This window comes from Prodigiosinella aquatilis, from assembly GCA_030388725.1.
Taxonomy (GTDB): Bacteria; Pseudomonadota; Gammaproteobacteria; order Enterobacterales; family Enterobacteriaceae; genus Prodigiosinella; species Prodigiosinella aquatilis.
Window position 1 is genome coordinate 3,745,210 of sequence record CP128857.1, and the last position, 25,127, is coordinate 3,770,336.

Sequence of the window (25,127 nt, forward strand, 5' to 3'; positions counted from 1 at the left end):
TGGCATGATGTAAAATGAATCAATACCTAACTACATGGTGAAAAAAATAGGGAGAAAATAGAGGAGGAATGTATTTTTAAGTAAAAAAACATCCTCTATTACAGAATGGCAATAATACATAAAACTGAATACTATTTTCGACTGTCAGTAAACATGCTGATCGTCAGACCAGCAATATTCTCAACTAAAATCCATCACGATGTCCACATTCGGGGATCTCACCAGTTTGTGCCCAATAGAGTGGTATGACACATCATCGCCGTGTCATGAGTTGTCGTTTAAAACCCGCTTTCTCTCACACCTAATGCTGCCAGTCGTCGCCAGATACCGGAAAACAACGACTCCGATTTGCCACTGAGCACCACCACTCCCCGTAACGGCTGAGCGGGCAAAACCATTGGGGATGTGACATTAATATCCACTCCATACCAGGCCTGTATCGGTACGGGTTTTTTCTGATAGTCCCGGCGTACAGCTATCGGGCCGCCATGATCAGAGGTCAGCGGTTCCAGTTGCAAAAAAGGGACGCCAGTCGGATCAATCGACGTCAGTTGCACCGATACTGCCGGCCAGGCAGGATCATCCGCAATGAATTGCCCGATTTCACCATTCACAATACGATGCAGGTTATCTTCGCGCAGATAGCCTCGTACCCGACTTGCCTTCGGATCCATGACTCGCAGTAAAGGTAATTCAGAAGGAACCCAGCGGCCAGGGGTCAGATCGGTTGCAATATCTCTCACCTGTCCGGATTGTGGGGCACGGATTTGCAAGCGAGCTAACTGCGCAGCCAGCCCACGATATTGCGCCAGCGATTCTGCCAGTTCTTGCTCCAGTATCCATGTTTCACCTACGGTATCGCGCCGTGCCGCCTGGCGCCGCATCTGCAACTGTAAAATGGCAATACGCTGACGCACGATAGTCAACCGGGAATTCAGATCAGGTGATGCTAACTCTGCCAGCACCTGCCCTGCTTTCACTATCTCACCATTGACGACATGCAAACGGATTATCTGTGCCGGCACAGGCGCATATAATGTACTGACCCGTGCCGATTCCAGTATTGCGGGTATTTCCACACTGCTGCGCCAGGGGACAAACAGGACAAGTAGTAGCAACACCGCACCTAAACCAGCCCCCAATGCCCGACGCGGATTACTGCGATGGCGCTGTTGCCACCACTGCATCATTTCTCTCATCACCGGCAAACCGATGAACCATCCCATCTCTACCAACATCAGGCAGATACCTAACACCTTGAAAAAGTAGTGATATACCGTCAACGCAATACCGAAAAACAGAAAGAAACGCCAAACCCAGGAGGCATATCCCCACAACAACAGACGAAAATTCATTCGGGGTGACCAACGTTCCGGAGGAGCGTCACCATACCCAAACAGGATTTCCCGCAAATGCCAACGACAAAGCGCATAAGCGCGCCCTTGCAAGTTATCAACCTGCCAAAAATCGCTGAGTATGAAATAGCCATCAAAACGCATCAGAGGATTGAGATTCACGATCAACGTAGTAATCCAGGTTGCGCTGGAAAGCAGAAACGCCGCCGTGTGCAGCGGCCCTTCCGGAAGAAAAGACCAAGCCAGCAACGCGACAGAAGCCAGCATCAGTTCCGCCAGGATACCGCCTGCGCCAATCAATAAACGTGAACGATTGTCGCTCAAACGCCAGGCGTCGCTGACATCGGTATAAAACATCGGAAACATGACAATAAATGCCGCCCCCATACTTTGTACCCGACACCCCGTTTTTTTCGCCATATAGGCGTGACCCAGTTCATGAATGAATTTGGCAAAAACCAGTGCCCCGCCGAACGCCATCATCCCCGATATACTAAACAAGTGAGGAAACGAGCTGCGATAACGCGCCCAATCCCGACCCACCAGGAATAACCCGCTCAGCAATATCAGCGGTAAAACAAAGCGCAGCCAGATATAACCATTCCGTTGTAACCAGGGCCATGTGCGGTTAAGAAAGGGTTCTGGACGCCATAAAGGAACACGGAAAAACAAATATTGATGTAATACCTGTTTTAGCAGGCTCTGACGCCGCATCGCCGCTTTAAGGGCGTAACTGGCCCGCTGCTCGTTATCACAGGCAGACACCAGATCATGGGCGCGCAGGAACCGCAGCAAGTTTTGCAATTCCACATCAGTAACCGGTATACCGGGTTCCTGGTTGGCCGCCGCCAGCACTCTCTCCGGCTCTTGCAATGACCAATAGCGTAGTAGACGGATCGCTGTCGCGTTCAACTTGAAATAGTGACCGGCCAGCGTATCCGCCAGCGTCCACTGAGGCGAGCCATCCAATGCCGGAGCCGCGGCAGAGAGCTGTAAATCTTCACGTAACGCCGGTAAAACTGCCATCATATTCCCAACGTTTTACGCACTGCCGCTAATGGTCGGCGAAACAGATACACACCCAATGGCACATGCTCACCATATACTTTTGCCGTTCCACGCAAACCAATACGGGGCGGCGCACCGATGAAACGGGCATCCAGACGATATGCCAGTGTGCCATAAGCCGTTGGTGCCGCTTCATAGGCTATGCGTTCCAGGCTAGCGGCATGGCGTTGTAACGGATCACTGCTTAGAAAAAGAGCCACCTCCGCCGATGGCGGGAAATGGATCGCATCCCCGACATCCAACTCTATCTTCAATTCTGCCTGCTGGGGATTGGCCAATTCCATCAGTCGCTCACCGGTTCTGACTGGTTTACCCGCCCAACGATCAGCATCGGCAAAAACGGCAATGCCATCGCGTTCCGCGTGGATCTCACTGCGTTGTAAAAGATCCTTCGCATACGCCAACTCAGCACGCTTCTGCTCTACCTGTGCGGAAAGCAAGTCAAGTTTGGATTTGGAGTCAACATCCTGAAAGGCTCGCTGAGAATGGGTACGTAACTCGGCTTCTGCCACACCCAACGCTCTCGCAGCCACATCCGCCTGCGCTTTCAGCGTGGTATTATCAAAGCGGACCAACACATCATTCTGTTTTACCGACTGATTCGGTTTCACCATAAACGCGGCAATGACGCCATCCAGCGGTGCCGCGATAACCTGTCCTTCTAAAGGCACCACTTCCGCTGGTGCCAACACCGATTGTCGTACCGGGATCATCATCACCAGGGCCAATACCACGACTCCGGCTAGAACTTTTACCCGTGGTAGGCCAGGCCGCCAGACTTTACGAGGTTCCAACGCTAGCCAGGCATGGCTGTATGCGTCTGCCAATTGTTCCGCCAACAAACGCTCAGCATCTTGCCATGGCTGGTCTCGTGCATACCACAGTCCACCTATCAGTTGGCCACGACCATCCTTTAAGGGCACCCATAACGCCTCTTGAGCAGATAATGTTTGCCAGTCATGCTGCGACTGTTGATCCAGCCAAGCGGCATCGATCGTGGTGGCCTGTGCGGCCTTCTGTCTCACGACCAATTGTCTGCAAGCCCGCTCGATAAACGCAATGAATGGCGCATGAGGATCAGGTACCGAAACCCCGGTTACCGCGCGAACCCGGCCACTGATAACCAACGCGACATGACGAAAGCCAAACAGCCCCTGGCTATCATTGACCATCGTATAAGCCAATGTTTCAGGGGTTTTGGCGGCTCGGGCCAAATGTTCAAGATGAATAAACCGGGCAAACACCTGTTCAGAACGAGAGCAATGCGGTTCACTCACTGTGACTCCGTAAAGCGGGCGCTGCCACTCATTCCAGCCAGTAAACGACTATCCGGTTTTATCACCCGGCCTATCAAATTCAGAGTCTGACTGCTTTCATCGATACGCGCACCGATACGTACGATTTCAGCCGCTAGCGGATCACCGGTTTCATCCGGGGTAAACGTAAAGGTCTGTTTCGGCTTAAGTGATATCAACCAGCGTGATGGCACCAGCAAATGTATTTCCAGATGACGGTTGTCCACAATCTCCAGCAATGGCGTCCCCTGCCCAACATACTCGGATACCTGAACCTTGCGGGAGACAATCTGTCCATCAAAAGGCGCGGTGATGAGACAACGGCTGGTCTGAATCTGATAAACCTGGCTTTCTGCAACCGCCTGCGCCAGATGAGCTTCCGATAACGCAACAGCATTCCGCCCCACCGATTTCATTTCCGCCAGTTGCCGGTTTTGGCTCAGTTCCTGCTGGGCGGCACGTGCCGCCGCCTTCGCTGCTGCCAGTTGAGCCTGATATGCCGAACAATCAAAACGCACCAGCAAAGCACCTTTATGAAACGATTCACCATCACGGAATGGCATTTCCACTACTTTAGCATTCAGTTCACTGGAAAGTGTTGCTTGATCGATAGCGCGCAGTACCCCCCGGGCTTCTCTGACCGTGGAAGCGGAAACAGCAGGCACAGAAGGCTCCTGAAGTAAAGCGTCGTCCGTTTGAGCAGCGAAAAGATTCGGTGAGATAGTAAAAAAACCGGCAAACACCAGCGAATAAAGCGTGTTTACCCAAGATGTCAGTCTATTGTCCACATTACCAGCCTAATACAACGCGCAAGGTGGGGTAAATCAGAGTGATTATTTCACTGTGTTGATTGTCATCCCTGACTCACTGCTAAACCCACTAGCCTCGCGAAAAATCATCGTAGAGAGCCATCGGCAATGCCATGTTGATACTGTCGTATTACATGGCAATATTGCCTGCTGCCCAGTTCTTCTCTGTTTTATCCAGCGACCGGCTCACGGACGCGATATCGTTTAGCCCTTTACTGTTGGCTAGCGGATCGAGTCCCACCGTCACAAAAATCTGGCTATAAGCATTACGTAGTTCCGCGTAAGCCAGATCATTTCGTAAGGAGGTATTCACTGCATTCAGTTCGCCCTGAATTAACTGCAATTCACCAATGCTGCCTGCCTTATAACGATTACGCAGTTGTTCCAGAATTTTCGAATCCAGTTTTTGTAGTTCCCGCCCAGTACGGTATTGCCGCTGTGCTTCGCTAAAGTTGGCACGGGCTACATACAATTGCGCCATCACCGCCATCGACATCGCCTGACGACGAGCCTCTGCCACGGCTTCCCCAGCTTTCGCTACCCGATGCGCCGTCGGGCCAGAAAACAGATTAAACAGATTCCAGGTGACTTTTATCCCGGCATCCGCCCAACTTTGATTGACCAAAAACGAGTTGCTGTCGTAATTTCCACCGACGGACATTTCCAGTCCCGGCAGCATGCGTAACAGTGTTTTACGCGTTTCTGCCGCGCTGATTCGCACTTGATAATCCTGCTCGCGCAGTTCCGGACGGTTAACCAGTGCGGCTTTTTCCAACCGGTTGAAGTCAACATGCAATGCCGGTTCCGGCATCTGATTTTCATCCGGTAACGCCAGCACATACTGAGTGCCTAATGGTAAATTCATCAAGGTCGCCAGCTCGGTCTTGGCCAGTGACAACGCCCGGCGCTGTTCTTCCAACTGCCGGGTAGCATCCAGTAATGCACGCTGATAAGTATAGGCTTCCACCAGATCACCGACTTTCTGAGTGGTCATTTTCTGGCTATTTTCTCGCGCCATGTTCACACGATCGATTAGCGCGTCAATCCGACTGAGCAACCGTTCCGCCGCCACAGCGCGCCAGTAGGCGGATTGCACGTCCTGTACAATGGTGTGTACTACTTTGCGTCGGCGTTCATCGGCAATCCAGCGCTGATCGGAGTGTTGTTGCGCCGTGACATAACTGACGCCAAAATCGAGAACATTCCAGACCATGGTCAAATCGGCGACACGACGGGTTTTATCCTGAGATGTAGAAGGTTCCAGAGACTGGCTTCCGGTTTCAACACTACGACTACTGGATGCACTGACGTTACTGCGTGTCACATACCCGGCCTCTGCTGCCAGTCTGGGTAACATATCAAAACTCGCCAGATCGAGCTGATTTTGAGACAACGCATGCTCCATCACCTTAACTCTGGCTTCAAGATTATATTTAAGCGCTCTGGCCATCGCGTCGTGCAATGTGATCGGTCCGGTTACCGGCTCCTGATGGCTAAACATTATGCTGAGGTCAGCGTTTGCTCGCCGCAGGCTTTCCGTTTTATTAATCGGCTTCGTGGACACGGTACAACCACTGATAACGAGCGCCACAACGCTGATACTGAGAATTTTCGGGCATTTATTCATATTGAAATTCCTTACCCTCGCCATTTTTTATTTTTACTGAGTTCATTTAAACCGATGGATTAACCTGCTGCAGTGCCCCGGCAAGTGATGCCAGTCGCTGATAGTCATACTCATCCAGGATTTTTAACTGCTGGCTAAACACCGGTGTCCCGAACACAGAGACCGGTACAGATCCAGAAGTAACGTGTGAACCAAATACACCCTGCCAACTACCTTGGGAAAAAGTAGACAGCGGTGTCATATCCGGTAGGGGAAGCTCGGTGAATAACCCCGACAAGGTAGAACGGCCACCCATTGATTGATTCAATGATGGAATACGGGTCGATACCACGCCCGACTCATGAGTCGCCACGCCATCACCGGCAAATATGGTGGCAATGTTGCCTGGTTGGGTTGCACCGCCACCTTGGGACGCAGGAGCGAATGCACTGGTAGTGCCCGCCGTCGTCCCACTCAATGAAGATGTCGCAAGGAACGGCACGGTCGCGTCCAGGGCACCACCTATCTCGGTAGGTGAGTTAATCAACACCAACTGTGATTGCGAACCAACCCCACTGATATTCGTCAGCGATTCTCCCTTGCCCCCTGAAGACTTGAATTCTGGATCGCCCGTCAAATCAACACTAAGGGTATTAACGCTGTAGTTCGGCGAATCAGTGGTGCCGCTGCCGCTGTTACCCGCCACATCCTGAATGCCAGTGTTATCCAGCGTGATCACATTGCTGGTATCGGTGATACTGGCAGTGGGCGTAAAGGTCGCCGTCCAGGTGACGCCGCCATCGGATGACTCGACATTGCCCAGCGTCCCATTGGCGACGGTCAAATCCGCGTTGGTAAAACCGGTCACCGCCTCGGAGAAGGTAATGGTCACCAATGACGTTTCGCCCGTTTTCAACGCGGTATTCGCCATGGTGATGGCAGCGGTAGGTCGCAGAGTATCAACGCTGTAATTTGATGAATCAGTGGTACCGGCACCACTATTACCGGCGGCATTCTGGAGTCCACTGTTATCCAGTGTGATCACATTGGTGGCATCATCAATACTGGCAGTAGGCGTAAAGGTCGCCGTCCAGGTGATGCCGCCATCAGATGATGCGACGTTGCTCAGCGAGCCATTGGCCACCGTCAAATCCGCATTGGTAAAACCGGTCACCGCCTCAGAGAAGGTAATGGTCACCAGCGAGGTGTCTCCTATCTTCAGCGCCGTATCCGCCATGACAATGGTGGCGGTGGGTCGTATTGTTTCAACGCTATAGTTCGCCGAGTCGGTGGTGCCACTGCCGCTGTTACCCGCCGTATCCTGAATACCGGTGTTATCCAGCGTGATTACATTGGTAGTATCGGCAATACCATCAGTGGGGGTGAACGTCGCCGTCCAGGTGATGCCGCCATCAGATGATGCGACGTTGCTCAGCGTCCCATTGGCGACGGTCAAATCCGCGTTGGTAAAACCGGTCACCACCTCGGAGAAGGTAATGGTCACCAGAGAAGTGTCACCTATCTTCAGTGCCGTATCCGCCATGGCAATGGTGGCGGTGGGTCGTACTGTTTCAATGCTGTAGTTCGCCGAATCGGTGGTGCCGCTGCCGCTGTTACCGGCTGTATCCTGAATACCGGTGTTATCCAGCGTGATCACATTAGTGGCATCGGTAATGCCGTCGGTGGGCGTAAAGGTCGCCGTCCAGGTAATACCGCCATCGGATGACGCGACATTGCTCAGCGTCCCATTGGCCACCGTCAAATCCGCGTTGGTAAAGCCAGTCACCGCTTCAGAGAAGGTAATGGTCACCAGCGACGTTTCATTCACTTTCAGCGCCGTATCCGCCATGGCGATGGCGGCGGTAGGCCGTACCATATCAATGCTGTAGTTCGCCGAATCGGTGGTGCCGCTGCCGCTGTTACCTACCGCATCCTGCACGCCGGTGTTATCCAGCGTGATCACATTGGTGGCATCATCGATACTGGCAGTCGGCGTAAAGGTCGCCGTCCAGGTTATACCGCCATCGGACGAGCTAACACTGCTCAGCGTCCCATTGGCCACCGTCAAATCCGCATTGGTAAAACCGGTCACCGCCTCAGAGAAGGTAATGGTCACCAGCGAGGTGTCTCCTATCTTCAGCGCCGTATCCGCCATGACAATGGTGGCGGTGGGTCGTATTGTTTCAACGCTGTAGTTCGCCGAGTCGGTGGTGCCACTGCCGCTGTTGCCCGCCGTATCCTGAATACCGGTGTTATCCAGCGTGATTACATTGGTAGTATCGGCAATACCATCAGTAGGGGTGAACGTCGCCGTCCAGGTGATGCCGCCATCAGATGACGCGACGTTGCTCAGCGTCCCATTGGCGACGGTCAAATCCGCGTTGGTAAAACCGGTCACCGCCTCGGAGAAGGTAATGGTCACCAGTGACGTTTCATTCGCTTTCAGCGCCGTATCCGCCATGGCGATGGCAGCGGTAGGTCGTACCATGTCAATGCTGTAGTTCGCCGAGTCGGTGGTGCCGCTACCACTGTTACCCGCCACATCCTGCACGCCGGTGTTATCCAGCGTGATCACATTGGTAGCGTCGGTGATACTGGCAGTAGGCGTAAAGGTCGCCGTCCAGGTAATACCACCATCAGATGAACTGACGCTACTAAGCGTCCCGTTGGCCACCGTCAGATCCGCGTTGGTAAAACCGGTCACCGCTTCGGAGAAGGTAATGGTCACCAGAGAAGTGTCACCTATCTTCAGTACCGTATCCGCCAGAGTGATCGTGGCAGTAGGACGCTGGGTATCAATGCTATAGTTCGCCGAATCAGTGGTGCCGCTGCCGCTATTGCCCGCCGCATCCTGCACACCGGTGTTATCCAGCGTGATCACATTGCTGGCATCAGCGATACTGGCGGTCGGCGTGAAGGTCGCCGTCCAGGTGACGCCGCCATCGGACGAACTGACGCTGCCTAGCGACCCATTGGCGACGGTCAGATCCGCATTGGTAAAACCAGTCACTGCTTCGGAGAAAGTAATGGTCACCAGCGAGGTATCACCTACCTTCAACGCCGTGTCAGCCATGTCTATCGTGGCGGTAGGCCGCACACCATCCACCTGGATGGCCTTTTGCGCGGAAATACCACTGGCGCCGCCAACCGTCGGCAGTGTCAGGGTCGCATCAAGGCTATTGCTGTCAATGATGGTGCCGCCGTTCAGCGATAGCGCCGAGGTACTGGTGTAATCCAGATCAGCGCTCAGATCGCCACTCTGGACGGTATAGGTAAATGTTAAGGTATTGCTGCCAGACCCCGAAAGATAGGTTGCCTGACGATCAGTGCTGCCAGTTTCCAGTAATAATGTCGGTGTACCGCCACTGGTATCCACCGTCACCGTATCATCGAATGTGACCGTCAGGAGGATGGTATCCCCGATTTTGTAGTCGCCGTTGGCCGAGCTGGAGCTGACGTTGGAAACCGCAGCGCTGTTCGGATTAACTGAAATAGTGACAGTATCCGTATCAGTCAGTGTACCGCCGCTGCCGGAGGCACCCTGATCGCTGGTCACTATTTGTACAGACGCACTGCCGTTATAAGCGCTGTCCGGCGTAAATACCATGCCATTAAGCGCATTATTAATGGACGTCAATGTTCCGGTAAACGTCATGGTGGCATCACTGGTGCCAGAACCGGTACTGAACGTCAAGCCACTCACACTGCTTAATGTCAGCACGCCATGCGTCGCAGTCAGCGTTATTTGCATATCGCTACTGCCAGCATCAACATCACTAATACTGATAAGGTTACTGTTGGCCGAATTGAACACCAGGTTGGTATTCTCCTGCGTGCTCTGAGACGCAGGCACCGAGTTAACCGGCGCATCATTCACTGCCGTAACCGCCAACGTCACTGTCGTCGAATCCGCTTCGGTGGTGCTGGTACCACTGGTGCCTGGATCAACACCGGTGTTTCCGCCATCATCAATGGTCACCGTCAGTGTGACATTACTGCTGGCGTTGCTGGCGGTGATAAAGGTGACATTACTGGCCGCGATAAACGCATTGATATTGGTAATCGACCCGCTCATCGTGAGCGTCGCCGTACCGCTGCCGGACACGGTAACACCACTACTGCTACTGGCCGTCAGTGTTCCAGACCCGACGGCAAACGTCGCGGTGACAGTAGCGCTGCCAGCATCGACATCCGCGAAACTGATCCCGGTAATGGCGGTACTGACATCCTCGTCAACGCTGATTGATGCAGGAGCCGAAAGCGTGGGAGCATCATTAATCGCCGTCACAGTTACGGTTGACGTTAATGACAATGATGATGTATCTACACCACTATTACTGGTACCCCCGTTATCAGTCACGCTGGTTAATGTGACCACCCGGCTGGCGCTAGTAGGATTTTCACTGTCGTTTCGGTAACTCATGCCATCCACCAAGGTAGTGGCCGCTGCACTGCTTATCCCCGCGACACTACCGAATGTCACGGTTGCCGTGCTGCCCGTAACACTGACACTATAGCTCATGCTGTTGGTAGCCGTGGTGCCGCTGTTACCGTTAGTGAGAGCGATGCTGCTACCGTCCACCACCAGAACTTCACTGCTGCCATCACTCAGGTTGCTCACGGTAAGTATTAATTGCGTAATGGTTTGCCCGGCTTCCACGGTACTGACGGTCACTGAACTGAACAGATCCACCGCGCTACCATTCTCGTTATACGATGGATCATTACCGGTCGCGGTGACAGTCGGCGCATCATTGACCCCCACCACACTCACCGAAACGCTGGAGCTGTTACTGGTCCCCCCGTCGCCATCATTCACCGTGATACTGACGGTACGGGTAGACGTTGAAGGATCAGAGGTATTGGTATTCTGATAATTCAAGGTACGCAATAATGCCTGCACCGCTGTGGGGGTGGCGCTGCTATTAAGCGTCACCACCAAATCGCTGCCACTGCTGCCACCGGTATAAGTCCCAATGACAACTCCACCATACAACACACTACTGCCAGACAGACCGATTTGCCCGGCTCCAGTGCCCTGATCCACAATCCCCAGCACGTCTTCGCCACTCACGCCATTGGCTGTGATAGAGACCGTAACGTTGCCACCGTTGAAATCTGTAGAATCCGCATCGGTCACCGTGCTATCGCTGCCGGAATCAAGTAATACCGTGCTGCCGCCTTCGGTGAAGCTTACACTGTCGCCGTTAAGATTACTGACCACAGGTGCGGCATTGACGCCACTGACGGTAATGCCATTGCCGGTGAGATCCGCAATGCTGCCGCCGGTGATCGTCCCGTTCCAGTCATCCGCCGCCGCCAGGTTATAGGTAGTGCTACTGCTAGAAGAGGTTCCGTTCTGGTCCAGCAAGGCGTCAACACTGGCTTTGTCGGTCGAACCCAATGTCACGGTGAACGATGTGGCACTGGTAATTTCCACACTGCTGGTATCACTGGTGAGCGTATAAGTGGCACCGCCCTCCCCGGTGAAAGTCAGCTTCGTAATATCGACATCATTGTTAGCGCCGACCTGTTTGACCATGTTGGTACCGGTAACCGTCAGTACGCCGGTTGTTTCATCATAAGTTGATGAAGTAATTGTCGGCGTTTGAACATTACTGACAGTAATACCATTTCCCGTCAGATCCGCCGATGTGGTCTGGCTGGTATCCCAACTGGCTGCGGCGGCCAGATTAAGCGTGGTACTGTCAGCAGATGACGTTCCGTCCTTATTCAGTAACCCTTCCACATTCAATTGGTCAACCGCATTCAAGGTGATAGAGAAACTGGTGGCGCTGGTGGCTGTTACTGTACTGCTGGTCAACGTATAGGTATTGCCGCCTTCACCGGTCAGTGTCAGTTTGGTAGGGTCAATACTATCGCCCGTGACCATATCGGCACCGGTCACCGTCAGCACATTGGTACTGGCATCATAAGTGGCGGACGTAATCGTAGGCCCTGGCGACTGGATATTGCTCAAGGCCACATCATCGAAATCAATAGCATAGGGATCAGTGGCAGTTATTGTGACGCTGGATACGCCCTGAAAATCGGTATTCGCACTGAGATCGACGGTTTTGGTTTCCCCGGCGGTAATAAGCACCGAGTATGTCGCCCCATTGGACGCCGTAAATGTGAAGGTATCGTTGGTATTGACGTTAAAAATAGTGATAGCGGAGAAATCAAAAACCCTTCCCGACACAGAAAATACCAACTGTGTTTCAAGAGCCGTTCCGTAATCCGTTGATAAAGTGACAGTACCACTAATATCCTGTCCGGATGTCGTGCTGCTATCAACTATCGAGACTGTCGTCGAGGTAATAGTTAACGTTTCGCCGCTTACCGTTTGGGTTACGGTTTTCGTTCCCACACCAGTGGTATCCGCTTCAAACCCAAAGGTCGCTGAGGTAGCCAGAAAATGGTCATAATTATCAACGGCGATGCTGCTGGTTTCGATATCACCAGTCTGGCTTTCCAGATTCCAGTTCCCGCCTTCGGACAGCGGCCCCGTCGCGTCAGTTGATGCCGCTACATCCGCGCCAGTAGCAATAGAAAGCGAGGTGATAAATGCCTGACCCTCACTCCCTTCCGCCACATCACAACCATAAAGCAGCAAATCACCGTCAGCAGTCAACGCACGACCAATCGTGGCAAGTTCCGCCTGAACATCAGACGACTCCAGCGACGCGCTGGTTAACAGCGTACTCCCGAGATTTAGCGTTCCCTCAGAGCCATGCGAGAAAATATGAATGGCATCATAGCCGCTGTGTGTCGACGCCCAGGCGGCAATCTGCTGCAAGCCATCTTCACTACCATCAATCAACACCACTTCTACACTCGAATCGATGCCCGCCACCAGAGTTTCATAGTCCTCAACGGAAGTATCCACAAAGGCCACTTCTTTGTGTCCAGTGGTGCTGATCTCTGTTGCAACCGCGTTATCACTGGCACTGGTCGCAACACTGGCGGTTGATTGATCACTGCTATCTTGCGGTGTGTTTTCTGTTGAATGCGTATCGGTGCCAGAGCTATCGGTATCCGACGTCGCTGTCGCAGTATCCGACGTCGCTGTCGCAGCATCCGACGCTGTTGTCGCAGCATCCGACGTCGTTGCAGTATCGGCAACGGTAGCGGCGACGGCCCCATCAAATAACATCCGTGGCTCAAGCATATAAGCCAGCGGCTGAGAAACCGGCATTACATGATTTACAGGAGTCTGACTGTTAAGTTTTGGATGAGTAACAAACCAATTACGCCATAACATTGCATTACTCCTTCATTTCTATACCACGCCGGATATTTTCACTACACTTTGTGTTTTCAGAGTGAGATGAACACCGCTCAGAGACCAAGCAATCGCACAGAAGACATGCACACTCATCTATCTATAATGGTATTTATTTAGCATTTATCACCAACAAATAGAAATATTTTTTAAAAAATAATTACATTTCACTTACTAAATAGAGCAAAATCACATTCCAATAAAACTCATTAACTGAAAAGGTTAAGCACATTTCCATCAGCTACACTGAATAATGATATCGGGAACATTAAAGTTTAGACACTTTATGTCACAAATAGACACAGTTAGGAGATCTGGAAATGTTAAAAAAAATGACACAATTGCTACCTGTTTCTCCGGCTATCGTGCTGGTTGCAGGTATAGGTATCACGCCAGCTTTCGCATCAGCCTGTGGTACCGAACCGTTTATTGGTGAGGTATGTACTTTCGCCTTCAATTATTGTCCAGAGGGTTACCTCCCGGCTGATGGGCGGCAACTTCTCGTCAATTCTTATCAGGCGCTTTATTCACTGTTTGGTTATACCTACGGCGGTTCGGGCAACAACTTCGCTTTACCCGATTTACGTGGCCGTGCAGCTATAGGTGCAGGCTATCCAGGCTCATATGGCGCACAATTAGACACAGAATGGGGACAACGATATGGGAGTTCGACGACAACATTAGTTTCCAGTCAGCTTCCTGTACATACTCATCCTGCCACATTTACGCCAGTAAGTGGGTCTCAGACGGTGAATATCCCAGCCACGACAGGGAATTTAAACGTGAGTGCCTACTTGCCGGTGAGTACCAGCACAGGCACCACACCAACGTTGGGTGCCGGGCAAACCGGTTATCTGAGTGGACTCAGTGGTAAATCAGGTTCATTAAGTGTTGTATTCAACGGCCCCTATACCACTATCGACCCTAGTGCAGCGAATCCGGCCATGTTACCGGCGAAAGTCAACACTACAGGTAATGCAGGCACTGCCGCCACGACGACCACAGTTTCAACAATTACAGGTGGTGTGGTTGCCGTAGGCCCTAACTCAACGGCCTTGCTTCCTGTTTCAACACAGTCACCTAGTCTGGGGCTAAAAATGTGTATTGCTATAGAAGGGGTTTATCCGATAAGACCCAATTAATGCGGTAAAATACCTGAGTCACATCAGCACGAGAATCAATGCTTTTTCATCGACATTTTTCTCGTGCTTCCTTAAGAGATGTTCCCCACATGGCACGATTTTGATTTAAAAGTTACTGGCCAACGCGTTCATATCCATCTGTTCATTTTCAGATATTGCGTGATGAAATACGCTCGTCAAGAAAAAACCGATAAAGAATGTCCATTCGTGCATTTCCTTTTCCAGACAGGTAATCCCATAAATTAATAATCAACCACACTGACTATAAGTTTTCATTTTGAAACGCCAGCGTTAGCGTTAGCGCTGTCTTGTCCGGAAAATAAGGAACAAAAATGGGAAATAAAGTCGCATTAGTCACTGGCGCGGGTCAGGGGATTGGTAAAGCCATCGCATTACGTCTTGCCAAAGATGGTTTTTCCGTCGCCGTGGTTGATTACAACGCGGAAACAGCAAAACAAGTCGCCCAACAAATAGTAGCAATGGGCAGTAAAGCTATTGCCTTAACAGCGGATGTCTCCGATCGCGATCAGGTCTTCTCTGCCGTCGATAACGCCAGGCAACAACTAGGCGGGTTCGATGTGATCGTCAATAATGCGGGTATTGCCCCCACTACACCTATTGAGGACATCACGCCAGAAATCGTGGACAAAGTGTACAACATCAACGTTAAAGGCGTGATCTGGGGTATTCAAGCTGCCGTACACGCTTTTAAAACCCTGGGACACGGCGGGAAGATCATCAACGCCAGCTCACAAGCCGGACATGTCGGCAACCCCGAACTGGCGGTATACAGCTCCAGTAAATTTGCGGTACGCGGTCTGACGCAAACCGCCGCACGAGATCTGGCACCACTGGGGATTACCGTTAACGCATACTGCCCAGGCATTGTCAAAACGCCAATGTGGGAAAGCATTGATCGGCAGATTTCCGAGGCAGCCGGGAAACCACTGGGTTATGGCACCGAGGAATTTGCCAAACGCATCACGCTGGGACGCTTGTCAGAACCGGAGGACGTCGCGGCCTGTGTGGCTTATCTGGCTGGCCCGGATTCAGATTATATGACCGGACAAGCACTGCTGATTGATGGTGGTATGGTATTTAATTAATACTATTTTTCACTATTCGGCACCGCAACAGACGTTGTGGTGCTTTTCGTTATAGTGCCGACCTCAAAGCCACCTTATCCGCCTGCCGCACTCATTACAGATACACTATCGCTGCGACTGAATTATGCTATTTATATAAACATTATTCTGTCAGAGGACAGGGCATGAGCAGAATCAACCAATCACACCCTTACCGTACGCTGATACCCGGTTTGGAAGCGATATATTTGGCTTCTGATATCACCTTTCCTCGCCATGCCCATGAACAATTTGGCATTGGCGTTATTGCTCGCGGCGGGCATCGCTCATGGAGTGGCAAAGGATTGGTTGAGGCCGGCCCCGGTAACACCATTATGGTCAATCCAGGTGAAATCCATGATGGTTCACCCATTGGCAAACAGCCACGAACATGGCGGATGCTCTATTTCACCCCTTCGTTGTTGGAACACTACCTGCCTCATGACATCAGCGGAGATATCGAACTCACGCAACCCGCCGTGTACGACCCCATCCTCTCGCGGCTTTTCTCTCAATTTTTCGTCAGCGTAACCGATACCCTCGCTGAGCCGCTCATGGTGGAGGAACACGGTTTACTGCTACTCAATCACGTCCTGAATGCACATAGTACCCAACACATCAAAACGGAACACACCACGCCAGATATTGACAAAGTACGCCAGCGCCTCAATGACTCCCCGGAGCAACTCACTTCTTTGGCAGAACTCGCCGAAACCATCGGTATCAGCCGCTTCCAGTTACTGCGGGCGTTTACCCGTGAACTGGGAATTACACCACATGCTTATCTGATACAACGTCGGGTGCAACTCGCCCGACGGTTATTGCTGTCCGGTAAAAGTCTCAGCGAAGCCGCCCTGGACGCAGGTTTTGCTGATCAAAGCCATATGACACGGGCTTTTACACGGCAAATCGGAGTACCGCCAGGTCGTTTTAAAATGTCACAAACCTAATCTGTTCAACCTGCAATTTTATTCAAGACGCGCACTTCAGCGATGGCGATGATGGACCGAGGATGAAAATACGCATTCGGTCAATCGGCAGGTGGGCATATGAAACTGAGTTACACAGATGAGATGAAACAACGTTTTCCTGAGCGTATAACCGGCACGCTTCAGTTGACAAGTTTCATCAATGGAGGCGATTTCACACCGCCAATCAATCAATTCTATCGCATCGCCACAAACCGGCTATGCCTGGCACATGAAGGAGAATGGCCAGAAATTCAGGCCTGGCGCAAGGCGTTTACCAAAATGAAGCTGAAACCGACACAATATCGTTGTGCCGCTGAAGCCCTGTTGCGCCGGTTTCGTAAAGAAGGCGAATTACCGCAGATCAATCCATTGATTGACCTGTGTAATGCTATTTCTCTTGCTTTTGGCATTCCTATCGCCGTATTTGACCTTGATTGCGTATCCGGCGACCTGATGGTACGCCACGCCAGAGGCAACGAGGTTTATCAACCCTTTTCGGGCGACATTGAATATCCAGATAAGGGGGAAGTGATTTTTTCCGACGATGCCGACCGGGCGCATGCCAGACGCTGGACAAATCGCCAGAGCGGCTACTCAGCCATCGATCATGGAAGTACCACGATATTGATAGTGGCTGAGGCCATGCACTCAACAGCGCAAAATGATATTCCCCACCTGCTGGATACTTTACAGGGCGTGCTCAATAACGCCACATCTCATCCCACCATCGTCAGGGGGAGGTGCTGATGACACTCGATTTTTTGCTCACCTCACTGCGGGTCGTCTTCTCTCGTCCATCCATACTGATCTGGATGCGACGAAGTTTTGCCTTTGCTTTTATTTTACTCGGCATAAAACTGGCGTCCTCAGTGCAATAAACACGATGTAATGGTGTATCCGCAGAGAAAAAAGATCATTGATCCAGACTTAACCAGTGAAATGAACGCCGTAAAAACGGTTCTGCGTCATGATCGATGATGAGCCCATGCGCCATGATTATCGTCTGCGGATGCCAATTCAGGATCTTTTCCATATGTTGCCTGGCTTCCGATTTATTAAGCATAAAACTTAAACGCCAGTCCAACGGCATTTGTCCATCAGGCGCCAATATACCGGCTTCCTTTGCCAATAAACGCTTCAGTGGACTAAACGATTCTGGCGCAAAATTTTCGATTAAATCAGTCACGATAAGGGCTTTCGATGGTTTATGGAAAAATACACACTCTTCCATTACTGACGAGCCGGTAAATAACAGCTGGTCTATATCCTCCGACCACGGTGCATTAAATGAAGGCGTAAAAATACCATCAAAAATAATGTCCTGACGTTTCTGTTGAACCTCATGAGTACCGAATACCTGTGCATCCGGATAATGCTGCTGCCAGTCTTTGAGGAACAGATGATGAAGCTGATTGGGTGCCACCAAATAATTGACAATCCCCAGTTCATCGACTTGTTTCTGTAGATGCGCCTCCAACCGGATTGGACTATGTACCCAAAGCGAGCCATCAGATAAACGTACCACCGTCATCCGGGTTGAATAAGGTAGCGTAAAAAAAGAAACCGTTTCACCGTTGAAAACCCAAATATTCTCACCGATTTTATTCATCTATTACTCCTGTAAATACACTGGAACTTATTCCTCTCTTCCAATGCACTCAACATGATGCGACAACATGCCTGTCGTCCATTAGTAACGTCGTAAAGCTTACATGCGGTACAACACACTACTTCACTACGTTTTTCACGAAAAAACTTAATTAAAATTAACATTACGAAACTAAATTATAATTATAAAATTCAATAAGATTAATTTATTACACTAAAATATCAGATTAAATTACCTATATTTAGAACAAAAATCACTTTTCATTACGATTTATTATTAGTTTTATTTACTTTATTTGAGTTATAAATCGATTGCAATGTTGGTTTTATGTTACTGAAGTAATAGATAACAGAGTAACAATTATAAGTAATAACGATTTCCTGGTGTTTCGTTTTTTTATGAAAGGTGCTTTTATTATTTACAATCCAAGCGCTAAATTATCGACAGCGATGAGATATATCAGTAGCACTCGTCAGTGTGCTACTGGTAGGAATGAAAATTACGCGGCTCCAAGAAAATACGTTCACGCTATCGCGCTTGCCATTACCTGGAATCCACCTATTTTTAATATGAAGAGGTCGTTTGAATTAATAAACCGTCCAGCTATTGGCGTATTCAGTCAAGGGCGGTAGCGTCCCAGAATCAAGAGGAAATATTATGGCTCGCACTAAAAATCAGGCTTCACACACACATTCTTCATCCACTGACGCCCATTACGAAGGAAGCCAATCCGGCCTACTCACTCTGGATAACGCAGGCCCGATTCAGATGGGTTTTTGGGTTCCCAACCGCGTATGGGCAACCGCTAAATTTCTTATCCCGCTTCGTCATCATATTGCCGCCAAGAAAAAGGCCAATACGCTCGCTCCATTACAACCTGTCATGCAGGAATTCAAAAACTGGGTTACGTCTCACAGTGTATACCGCATGTGGCTGACATCGATGATCGAACAGTCCAATGCGTTTATCGCCTCCCTGCCTAAAGAGACCAGAGCCGAAATCAAAAAAGACGGTGATGCCATCTGGATTGAGGGATATGACAGCTTCTTCGAGATCCTCAATGAAATCATCACTACGTCATCGTCCTTCAATACCACCGCACAGGTAGGTACACCGATGAATGCGTTCCTCTCCGTCGCGATGGGAACCGAAGCCGGTGTTGCCCTGTTCCACGACGCCACCTTCAATCAGCAATTCAAACCGGTGCTTAACGCGTGGAATACGTTCCTCAAGAGCAGTGACTCTCTCGACAAGCTCGACATTCAGCACCCGGAAAAACCGGGGTCATGGATATCCAAAGCAGCTCATAAAGCAGGTGTATGGAAAGAGATGGAACACGACCCCAGTAAACCGGGATATGGCTTTGATTCATGGAATGCCTTCTTTCTCCGTCAGTTTGTGAAAGGTGCACGACCATTCCATGGCGATCCGAAAACCCAGATCGACATCGGTTGTGAAACCACCCCCTGGAAATATGCCAACAAGATTAAGCTGGAAAGTCAATTCTGGGCCAAGGACATGAACTACTCCTTGCTCGATCTGTTCGGAGGCCAGCGGCAATGGGCGAAACTGTTCGAAGGCGGTCAGATCTATCAGGGATTCTTATCTGCCACACACTATCACCGCTGGAATTCACCGCTTGATGGCTTGCTGGTACGGTCGTGGGTAGAACCGGGAACCTATTTCGCCCAGCGTCCCGGACAGGGGGAAGACCAAGGCACCTGGGAAGGAACCGAATCACAACCCTATCTGGGTCACGTCGCCACCCGTGCCATCTTTATCTTCAAACACAAATCATGTGGCTATATTGCGCTCATCTGCATCGGAATGGTGGAGGTCTCCAGCTGCATCATCGATCCCAGCACTTTTATCGTCGAGGAAGGTGCCGCTCCGGTCAGTATTACTCGCGGCACCGAGATAGGCCGTTTCGAATTCGGTGGTTCGACACACATGATGATCTTCCAGAAAGATAGGGTGAAACTCGAAGCCTGGGCACGTAACGCCGTCAAACACCGCGAGGACCCCAATCCCACAAAAATGGGTAGCATTATCGCTACAGCCACCGCCGGTAACCACAAATAGTCACCGGAAAGCGCATGGCTTGTCCAGTCAATAGCTTTGGTTCCCTCGGTCACGCCGGGGGATTACCTCATAGCGTAAATCAAGGTCAGGTAAAACATGTGTACCACAATGATAGTGACAAAAGGGGCTTCCACCGATGGCTCCATGATGGTCACCCACTCTGATGACGATGAACTATCGGACCAACGATTCATCTACGTCCCCGCACAACATCATGCGCCAGGCAGTCTTCGGGGGATCGTAAACAATACTAATACCGCTTACCCCCGTATTGTCAGCCAGGATCGAGGTCCGGGTTATAATACGCCCAGCTGGCCGGAAACACCGCTCATCGGCGTAATACCGCAAGTTGAACACACCTATGCCTATTTCGACGGCAACTACGGCATCATGAACGAACACAATCTGATGTTCGGCGAATGTACCAATGGTGCTAAATACGAGCCTGATCCGGTTACCGCAGAAGAGGCGGCGAGCAACGACACCCACTGCCGACTGTTTTACAGCGCGGAGCTGTCAAGGATTGCGCTGGAGCGATGCAAAACCGCACGGAAAGCCGTGGAGCTGATGGGCTCACTCATTGACACCTACGGTTACTTCTCCACGGGGGAAACCTTATTAGTGGCCGACGAACACGAAGGGTGGGTGTTCGAAATGTGCGCTCTGCCCGATGAGGTTTACCACTCCGCCTGGATTGCCCAGCGGGTACCGGATGGCACAGTGTTTGTCGCGGCCAACGAGTTTCGCATCCGGGAAATAAAAGAAGGCAACCCGGACCAACTTTTCTCCAGGCACCTTCTGTCCGGGCTGAAAAAAGTCGGTTGGGCGACACCGGAAACCGGTCCGGTCGACTGGCTTACCTCCGTCAGTTGGGGCGAATACAATCATCCTTATTACTCGCTGCGTCGAGTCTGGCGGATCTTTGATCGAGTCAATCCCGACCTGGGACTCAGCCCATGGGTAAACGGCGGTAGCTACACCACGGACTATCCCTTCTCGGTATCTCCCAAAAGCCCACTCAGCACCCAGGATGTCTTTGCTCTCTACCGTGACCACTATGAAGGCACGCCGTTTGACCTGACCAAAGGTGTAGCCGCTGGCCCGTATGGTGACCCTAATCGCTATATCGGTCCCTACGATGGCGATCAAAATAACGTTTCCACTACCACGCGACCGCTGAGTGGTGCATGGGAACGCGCTATATCGATTTTTTATCAAGGGTATGTCTATGTTGCCCAAACACGACCGACCGCGCCTGAACTTACCAAAGGGATCGTCTGGTTCGGGCCTGACGTTGCCAGTACGACCTGCTTTTCGCCATTCCCATCCCGGGTAACCAACCTGCCACTCTCCTACCAGATTGGCGATCCCCAGAAGTTTGACCGCATCGCTGCCTGGTGGGCCTTTGATTTCGTGGCGAACTGGGCCAGACTCAACTACCAACGGATGTACAACGTGGATATCCGCCCCTTGCAACAAATGCTGGAAACCATAGCGGTACAACGATTGTGTGAGTGGGACGACATCATGGCCAGAGAGAATGATGCCGCTCTGATCACCTCATTATGTGAAAAAAACGCTCACGACATTCTGACACGCTGGTGGGAACTGGCCGATATGCTGATCGCCAAATACTCCGATGGCTACATTAATCCTCCGCCCGCTCCGCCGCAAAATCCGCCAGCCATTCCTATTGGCTACTCGGCCGACTGGCTGAGCATCACCAATTATCAGAACGGTCCAGTGACTTATGATATGCCGGTAAAACCACAAGGAACCCGCAGTTGAGCGGCGACAATAGTCAACATTGACCCAGAGACATGGTGACTTTGGTCACACCATCCGACAATCTGACGTTAGACCGATGGCATGGTGTGGCCTGATTCATTCTGTTCAGTATTCCTTCTCGCTACGTGGAGAGTGAATTTATTGGCTGACAACACTGACTGACCCATATTGTTTTGGGTCAACTGGCAGGCTGATTCATTCCATATCCGGCAAGGTTCAAATCGGTTATCTCATCCCAATAAAAATCACCAAAAAACAATAACCATTAAGACTAATAGTCTTAACTATATAAAGATGAATAACTTTTATCTGACTATGAAATTCCGCGTTACATCCACTTCATCTTTCATGTTGCTGATGCATTGATTTTATTCATCCGAATTATTTACTTAGGTAAGCGTATCGTGATTCGCTCACTTGCCGCCTTCTTGCAACCTGAAGTCTACTCGATATAAAAACCAGACATCAAATCGATCATCAGTGGAAATAAAATTTTTATTAACTATAGTTAATAGAGAAAAATAATAAAATAAATGCACCTGTAATGTAAAGCATGGTGGGTATGTTTGATAAACCGAGAGTATCATAAATGAACAATCATATCTTAGCCTCATTAGATGACCGATACCTTGAGCTGACTATAATGCCTACCGAGCAGTGTAATTTCAGATGTGTATATTGTTATGAGGATTTCGCAATTGGCAATATGAGAAATGAAGTTGTTGATTCAATTAATAAGTTCGTTGACAATGCATTACCAAGACTAAGAAAATTAAATATATTATGGTTTGGAGGAGAACCACTTTTAGCATTACGTCAGATCACAAAAATCAGCAGTCATATAAAATATAGTGCAAAGCAAAACAATGTTGAATATACCAGCAGCATGACAACTAATGGCTATTATTTGACACTTAAGAATTTAACTGCCTTAGTAAACCTGAACATAACAAGCTATCAAATAACGCTTGATGGATATGCAGAAGACCATGACAAGATGAGAAAAAAATCCAATGGAAAAGGGTCTTTTCAAACGATATGGCATAACCTTATGGAAGCCAGGAGATCGACGTTAAATTTTAATATAATACTAAGGATACATTATTCACCTGATAATATTCATCAAACTATTAAGTTAATAGAAAAAATAAACAAAGAATTTTCTAATGACCATAGATTCACGATTTTTTTCCACGCCATTGAAAGACTAGGTGGAAATGATGATGATAACATTACCATTTTTAATGATGAAAAAGAAAAGATGACTTATTTGTCCAAGCTATTAAAGTTAATACAGCCAGAACTGATTTTTCAATCTGTTAACAATAATTATATTTGTTATGCTGCAAAACTAAATAGTTTTGTTATACGCCCTAATGGAGATGTTTTAAAATGTACTGTAGCACTTAACAGTGACGTCAATAGCATTGGACACTTAAACAAAGATGGTTTAATGGCATTAGATATAGATAAAGTACGAGCATGGTCTATCCCATTATTTACTGAAAATGAAAAAGATCTAAAGTGCCCATCAGTATCCGTGCACAAACGGTGGGCTGATAAAGCAACAATCCCTGTAACAAATATCATATAAACAGTGAGGTATATATTATGAACCACGTCAGCATTTCCCAAAAAGACTGCGTCATTGATGAAGATAAAAAGCAATTAATTTTCAAGAAAAATAGTGATTTGGAACAATACCTTATTACCAATACATCATCACAAATCAATACCTCTTTTGGAGAAACATCTGTAAAAGATATCACAGTACAATCTGATGGAAAAATAATTTTCAATAATATTGATGCAGAGAAAATAAAAGCATTATTTGATGCAGCACATCAGGCCAGTACCCGTGGTGATGTAATTTTACATAATATAGGAAATTGTGCTTGTTAGACCAATTAATATAGGGTCGAAAGCATTGGATCATTTAAAGCAGTGTCAATTAATGGGATATGTTATTTACTGTATATATCCTGAATAATTCGAGTTGCAGGAAGAAAGCTGCCGGGTGAGCCTCCAGGAGCAGGCCACAGTCAGTGACTGGAGACTTACTCGGTTTGCCGTGATTAGTCTGTATTGATATGCCGCCAGAAATCAACCATGCCCTTTGAAACGCCCCAACAACTTGTAGCGCGAACCGGGATACAGCAGCTTGGCATAGGTGACAATTTTGGCATCGCTCCAGGTTTGGCGGTGAATCAATAAACAGGGTTCGTGCTCATCCAATAGCAGTTCCTTGCGCTGGCGTGCATCTGGCACCACCGCTTCCACAATATGCTCTCCTGCGGTCAACGGAGCCACCCGCATCAGGTAAGTGTACGGCGTCTGGTTGTCGTAGTCCTGCTTAAGGTAATCCGGTGCCATCAGCGGGTTTACCAACCGGTCTTCCAACTGCACCGGCAAATCGTTCTCGTAATGCACAATCACTGAATGAAAAATCGAATGACCGGTGGCCAGACCCAGTACCGCTGCCTGTTCCGGATCGGCCTTCACTTCTGCCAACGACAGAATTTTACTGGTATGACGATGGCCTCGCTGAGCAATTTCTTCTGCGATGTTATGCACTTCCAGCATGGCGGTATAGCCCTTCATCTCGACAACAAAGGTACCCACGCCCTGCATACGAATCAAATAACCTTCACTGGTCAACTCGCGCAGAGCGCGATTGATCGTCATGCGGCTGACGCCGAGCTCATTGACCAGCTCACTCTCGGACGGCACGCGTTGATTAGCTTTCCACACGCCTTCGGTGATCTGGCTGATAATCGCCTGCTTCACGCGCAAATAAATGGGTGCCGGCTGATCACTCATGGCGGCGGCAAGTTGCGAAATAGCGCTCTGCTCGACCATATCCATATCCTTAAGAAAAATGACAACTTCAGTTTACTGGTTGATAAAGCAAATGTATATACATCTTAATTGGCGCACTAGCACTAAAATGGTGCATAAAAAGCCTCAGTTCAGTGCATCATAATTACCATACT

General features: G+C 49.7%; 16 protein-coding genes. 9 read left to right on the forward strand and 7 right to left on the reverse strand.

The window, feature by feature from the left end; translation table 11 throughout:
- Positions 1–278: 278 nt before the first annotated feature.
- The 5 genes from PCO85_17535 to PCO85_17555 form a co-directional block, all read right to left on the reverse strand.
- A complete protein-coding gene (locus PCO85_17535; GenBank protein ID WJV52977.1) occupies positions 279–2,384 on the reverse strand; it encodes an HlyD family efflux transporter periplasmic adaptor subunit in 2,106 nt (701 codons plus the stop codon).
- Positions 2,381–3,700: a biotin/lipoyl-binding protein gene (locus PCO85_17540; protein ID WJV52978.1), complete on the reverse strand. Its 1,320-nt coding sequence runs from the start codon at positions 3,698–3,700 to the stop codon at positions 2,381–2,383. Before PCO85_17540 ends, PCO85_17535 begins: the two co-directional genes overlap by 4 nt.
- A complete protein-coding gene (locus PCO85_17545) occupies positions 3,697–4,464 on the reverse strand; it encodes an efflux RND transporter periplasmic adaptor subunit (GenBank protein ID WJV56126.1) in 768 nt (255 codons plus the stop codon). The genes PCO85_17540 and PCO85_17545 overlap by 4 nt, the downstream gene beginning before the upstream one ends.
- Before the next feature lie 193 nt (positions 4,465–4,657).
- Complete coding sequence (locus PCO85_17550; protein ID WJV52979.1) at positions 4,658–6,154, reverse strand: TolC family protein; 1,497 nt, start codon at positions 6,152–6,154, stop codon at positions 4,658–4,660.
- A gap of 46 nt (positions 6,155–6,200) precedes the next feature.
- Complete coding sequence (locus PCO85_17555) at positions 6,201–13,397, reverse strand: Ig-like domain-containing protein (GenBank protein ID WJV52980.1); 7,197 nt, start codon at positions 13,395–13,397, stop codon at positions 6,201–6,203.
- Positions 13,398–13,738: 341 nt separating this feature from the next.
- Here PCO85_17555 and PCO85_17560 point away from each other — a divergent pair, with 341 nt between their 5' ends.
- The 5 genes from PCO85_17560 (at position 13,739) to PCO85_17580 (ending at position 17,533) form a co-directional block, all read left to right on the forward strand.
- Positions 13,739–14,560 carry a tail fiber protein gene (locus PCO85_17560; protein WJV52981.1) on the forward strand — a complete coding sequence of 274 codons (822 nt, stop codon included), beginning with the start codon at positions 13,739–13,741 and terminating at the stop codon, positions 14,558–14,560.
- Between the two features lie 332 nt (positions 14,561–14,892).
- Positions 14,893–15,666: a (S)-acetoin forming diacetyl reductase gene (locus PCO85_17565; protein WJV52982.1), complete on the forward strand. Its 774-nt coding sequence runs from the start codon at positions 14,893–14,895 to the stop codon at positions 15,664–15,666.
- Between the two features lie 164 nt (positions 15,667–15,830).
- The gene (locus PCO85_17570; protein WJV52983.1) at positions 15,831–16,634 is read left to right on the forward strand and encodes an AraC family transcriptional regulator; all 804 of its coding nucleotides are present in this window, start codon (positions 15,831–15,833) and stop codon (positions 16,632–16,634) included.
- A 99-nt stretch (positions 16,635–16,733) separates the two neighbouring features.
- Positions 16,734–17,402: a phenylalanine--tRNA ligase beta subunit-related protein gene (locus PCO85_17575; protein WJV52984.1), complete on the forward strand. Its 669-nt coding sequence runs from the start codon at positions 16,734–16,736 to the stop codon at positions 17,400–17,402.
- Entirely contained in the window at positions 17,402–17,533 is a 132-nt protein-coding gene (locus PCO85_17580; protein WJV52985.1) for a hypothetical protein, read from the forward strand. The genes PCO85_17575 and PCO85_17580 overlap by 1 nt, the downstream gene beginning before the upstream one ends.
- 35 nt (positions 17,534–17,568) lie before the next feature.
- Here PCO85_17580 and PCO85_17585 read toward each other — a convergent pair whose 3' ends face one another.
- The gene (locus tag PCO85_17585; protein WJV52986.1) at positions 17,569–18,264 is read right to left on the reverse strand and encodes a DUF4336 domain-containing protein; all 696 of its coding nucleotides are present in this window, start codon (positions 18,262–18,264) and stop codon (positions 17,569–17,571) included.
- 657 nt (positions 18,265–18,921) lie between these two features.
- Between PCO85_17585 and PCO85_17590 the strand changes: the two genes are divergently transcribed.
- The 4 genes from PCO85_17590 (at position 18,922) to PCO85_17605 (ending at position 24,036) form a co-directional block, all read left to right on the forward strand.
- Positions 18,922–20,346: a phophatidylserine decarboxylase associated domain-containing protein gene (locus PCO85_17590; protein WJV52987.1), complete on the forward strand. Its 1,425-nt coding sequence runs from the start codon at positions 18,922–18,924 to the stop codon at positions 20,344–20,346.
- Between the two features lie 96 nt (positions 20,347–20,442).
- Complete coding sequence (locus PCO85_17595) at positions 20,443–22,134, forward strand: C69 family dipeptidase (GenBank protein ID WJV52988.1); 1,692 nt, start codon at positions 20,443–20,445, stop codon at positions 22,132–22,134.
- 589 nt (positions 22,135–22,723) lie between these two features.
- The gene (locus tag PCO85_17600; GenBank protein ID WJV52989.1) at positions 22,724–23,728 is read left to right on the forward strand and encodes a radical SAM protein; all 1,005 of its coding nucleotides are present in this window, start codon (positions 22,724–22,726) and stop codon (positions 23,726–23,728) included.
- Between the two features lie 17 nt (positions 23,729–23,745).
- Positions 23,746–24,036: a hypothetical protein gene (locus tag PCO85_17605; GenBank protein WJV52990.1), complete on the forward strand. Its 291-nt coding sequence runs from the start codon at positions 23,746–23,748 to the stop codon at positions 24,034–24,036.
- 201 nt (positions 24,037–24,237) lie between these two features.
- Here the strand turns inward: PCO85_17605 and hutC are convergent, their stop codons facing one another.
- Complete coding sequence (gene hutC / locus PCO85_17610; GenBank protein WJV52991.1) at positions 24,238–24,993, reverse strand: histidine utilization repressor; 756 nt, start codon at positions 24,991–24,993, stop codon at positions 24,238–24,240.
- Positions 24,994–25,127 lie beyond the last annotated feature (134 nt).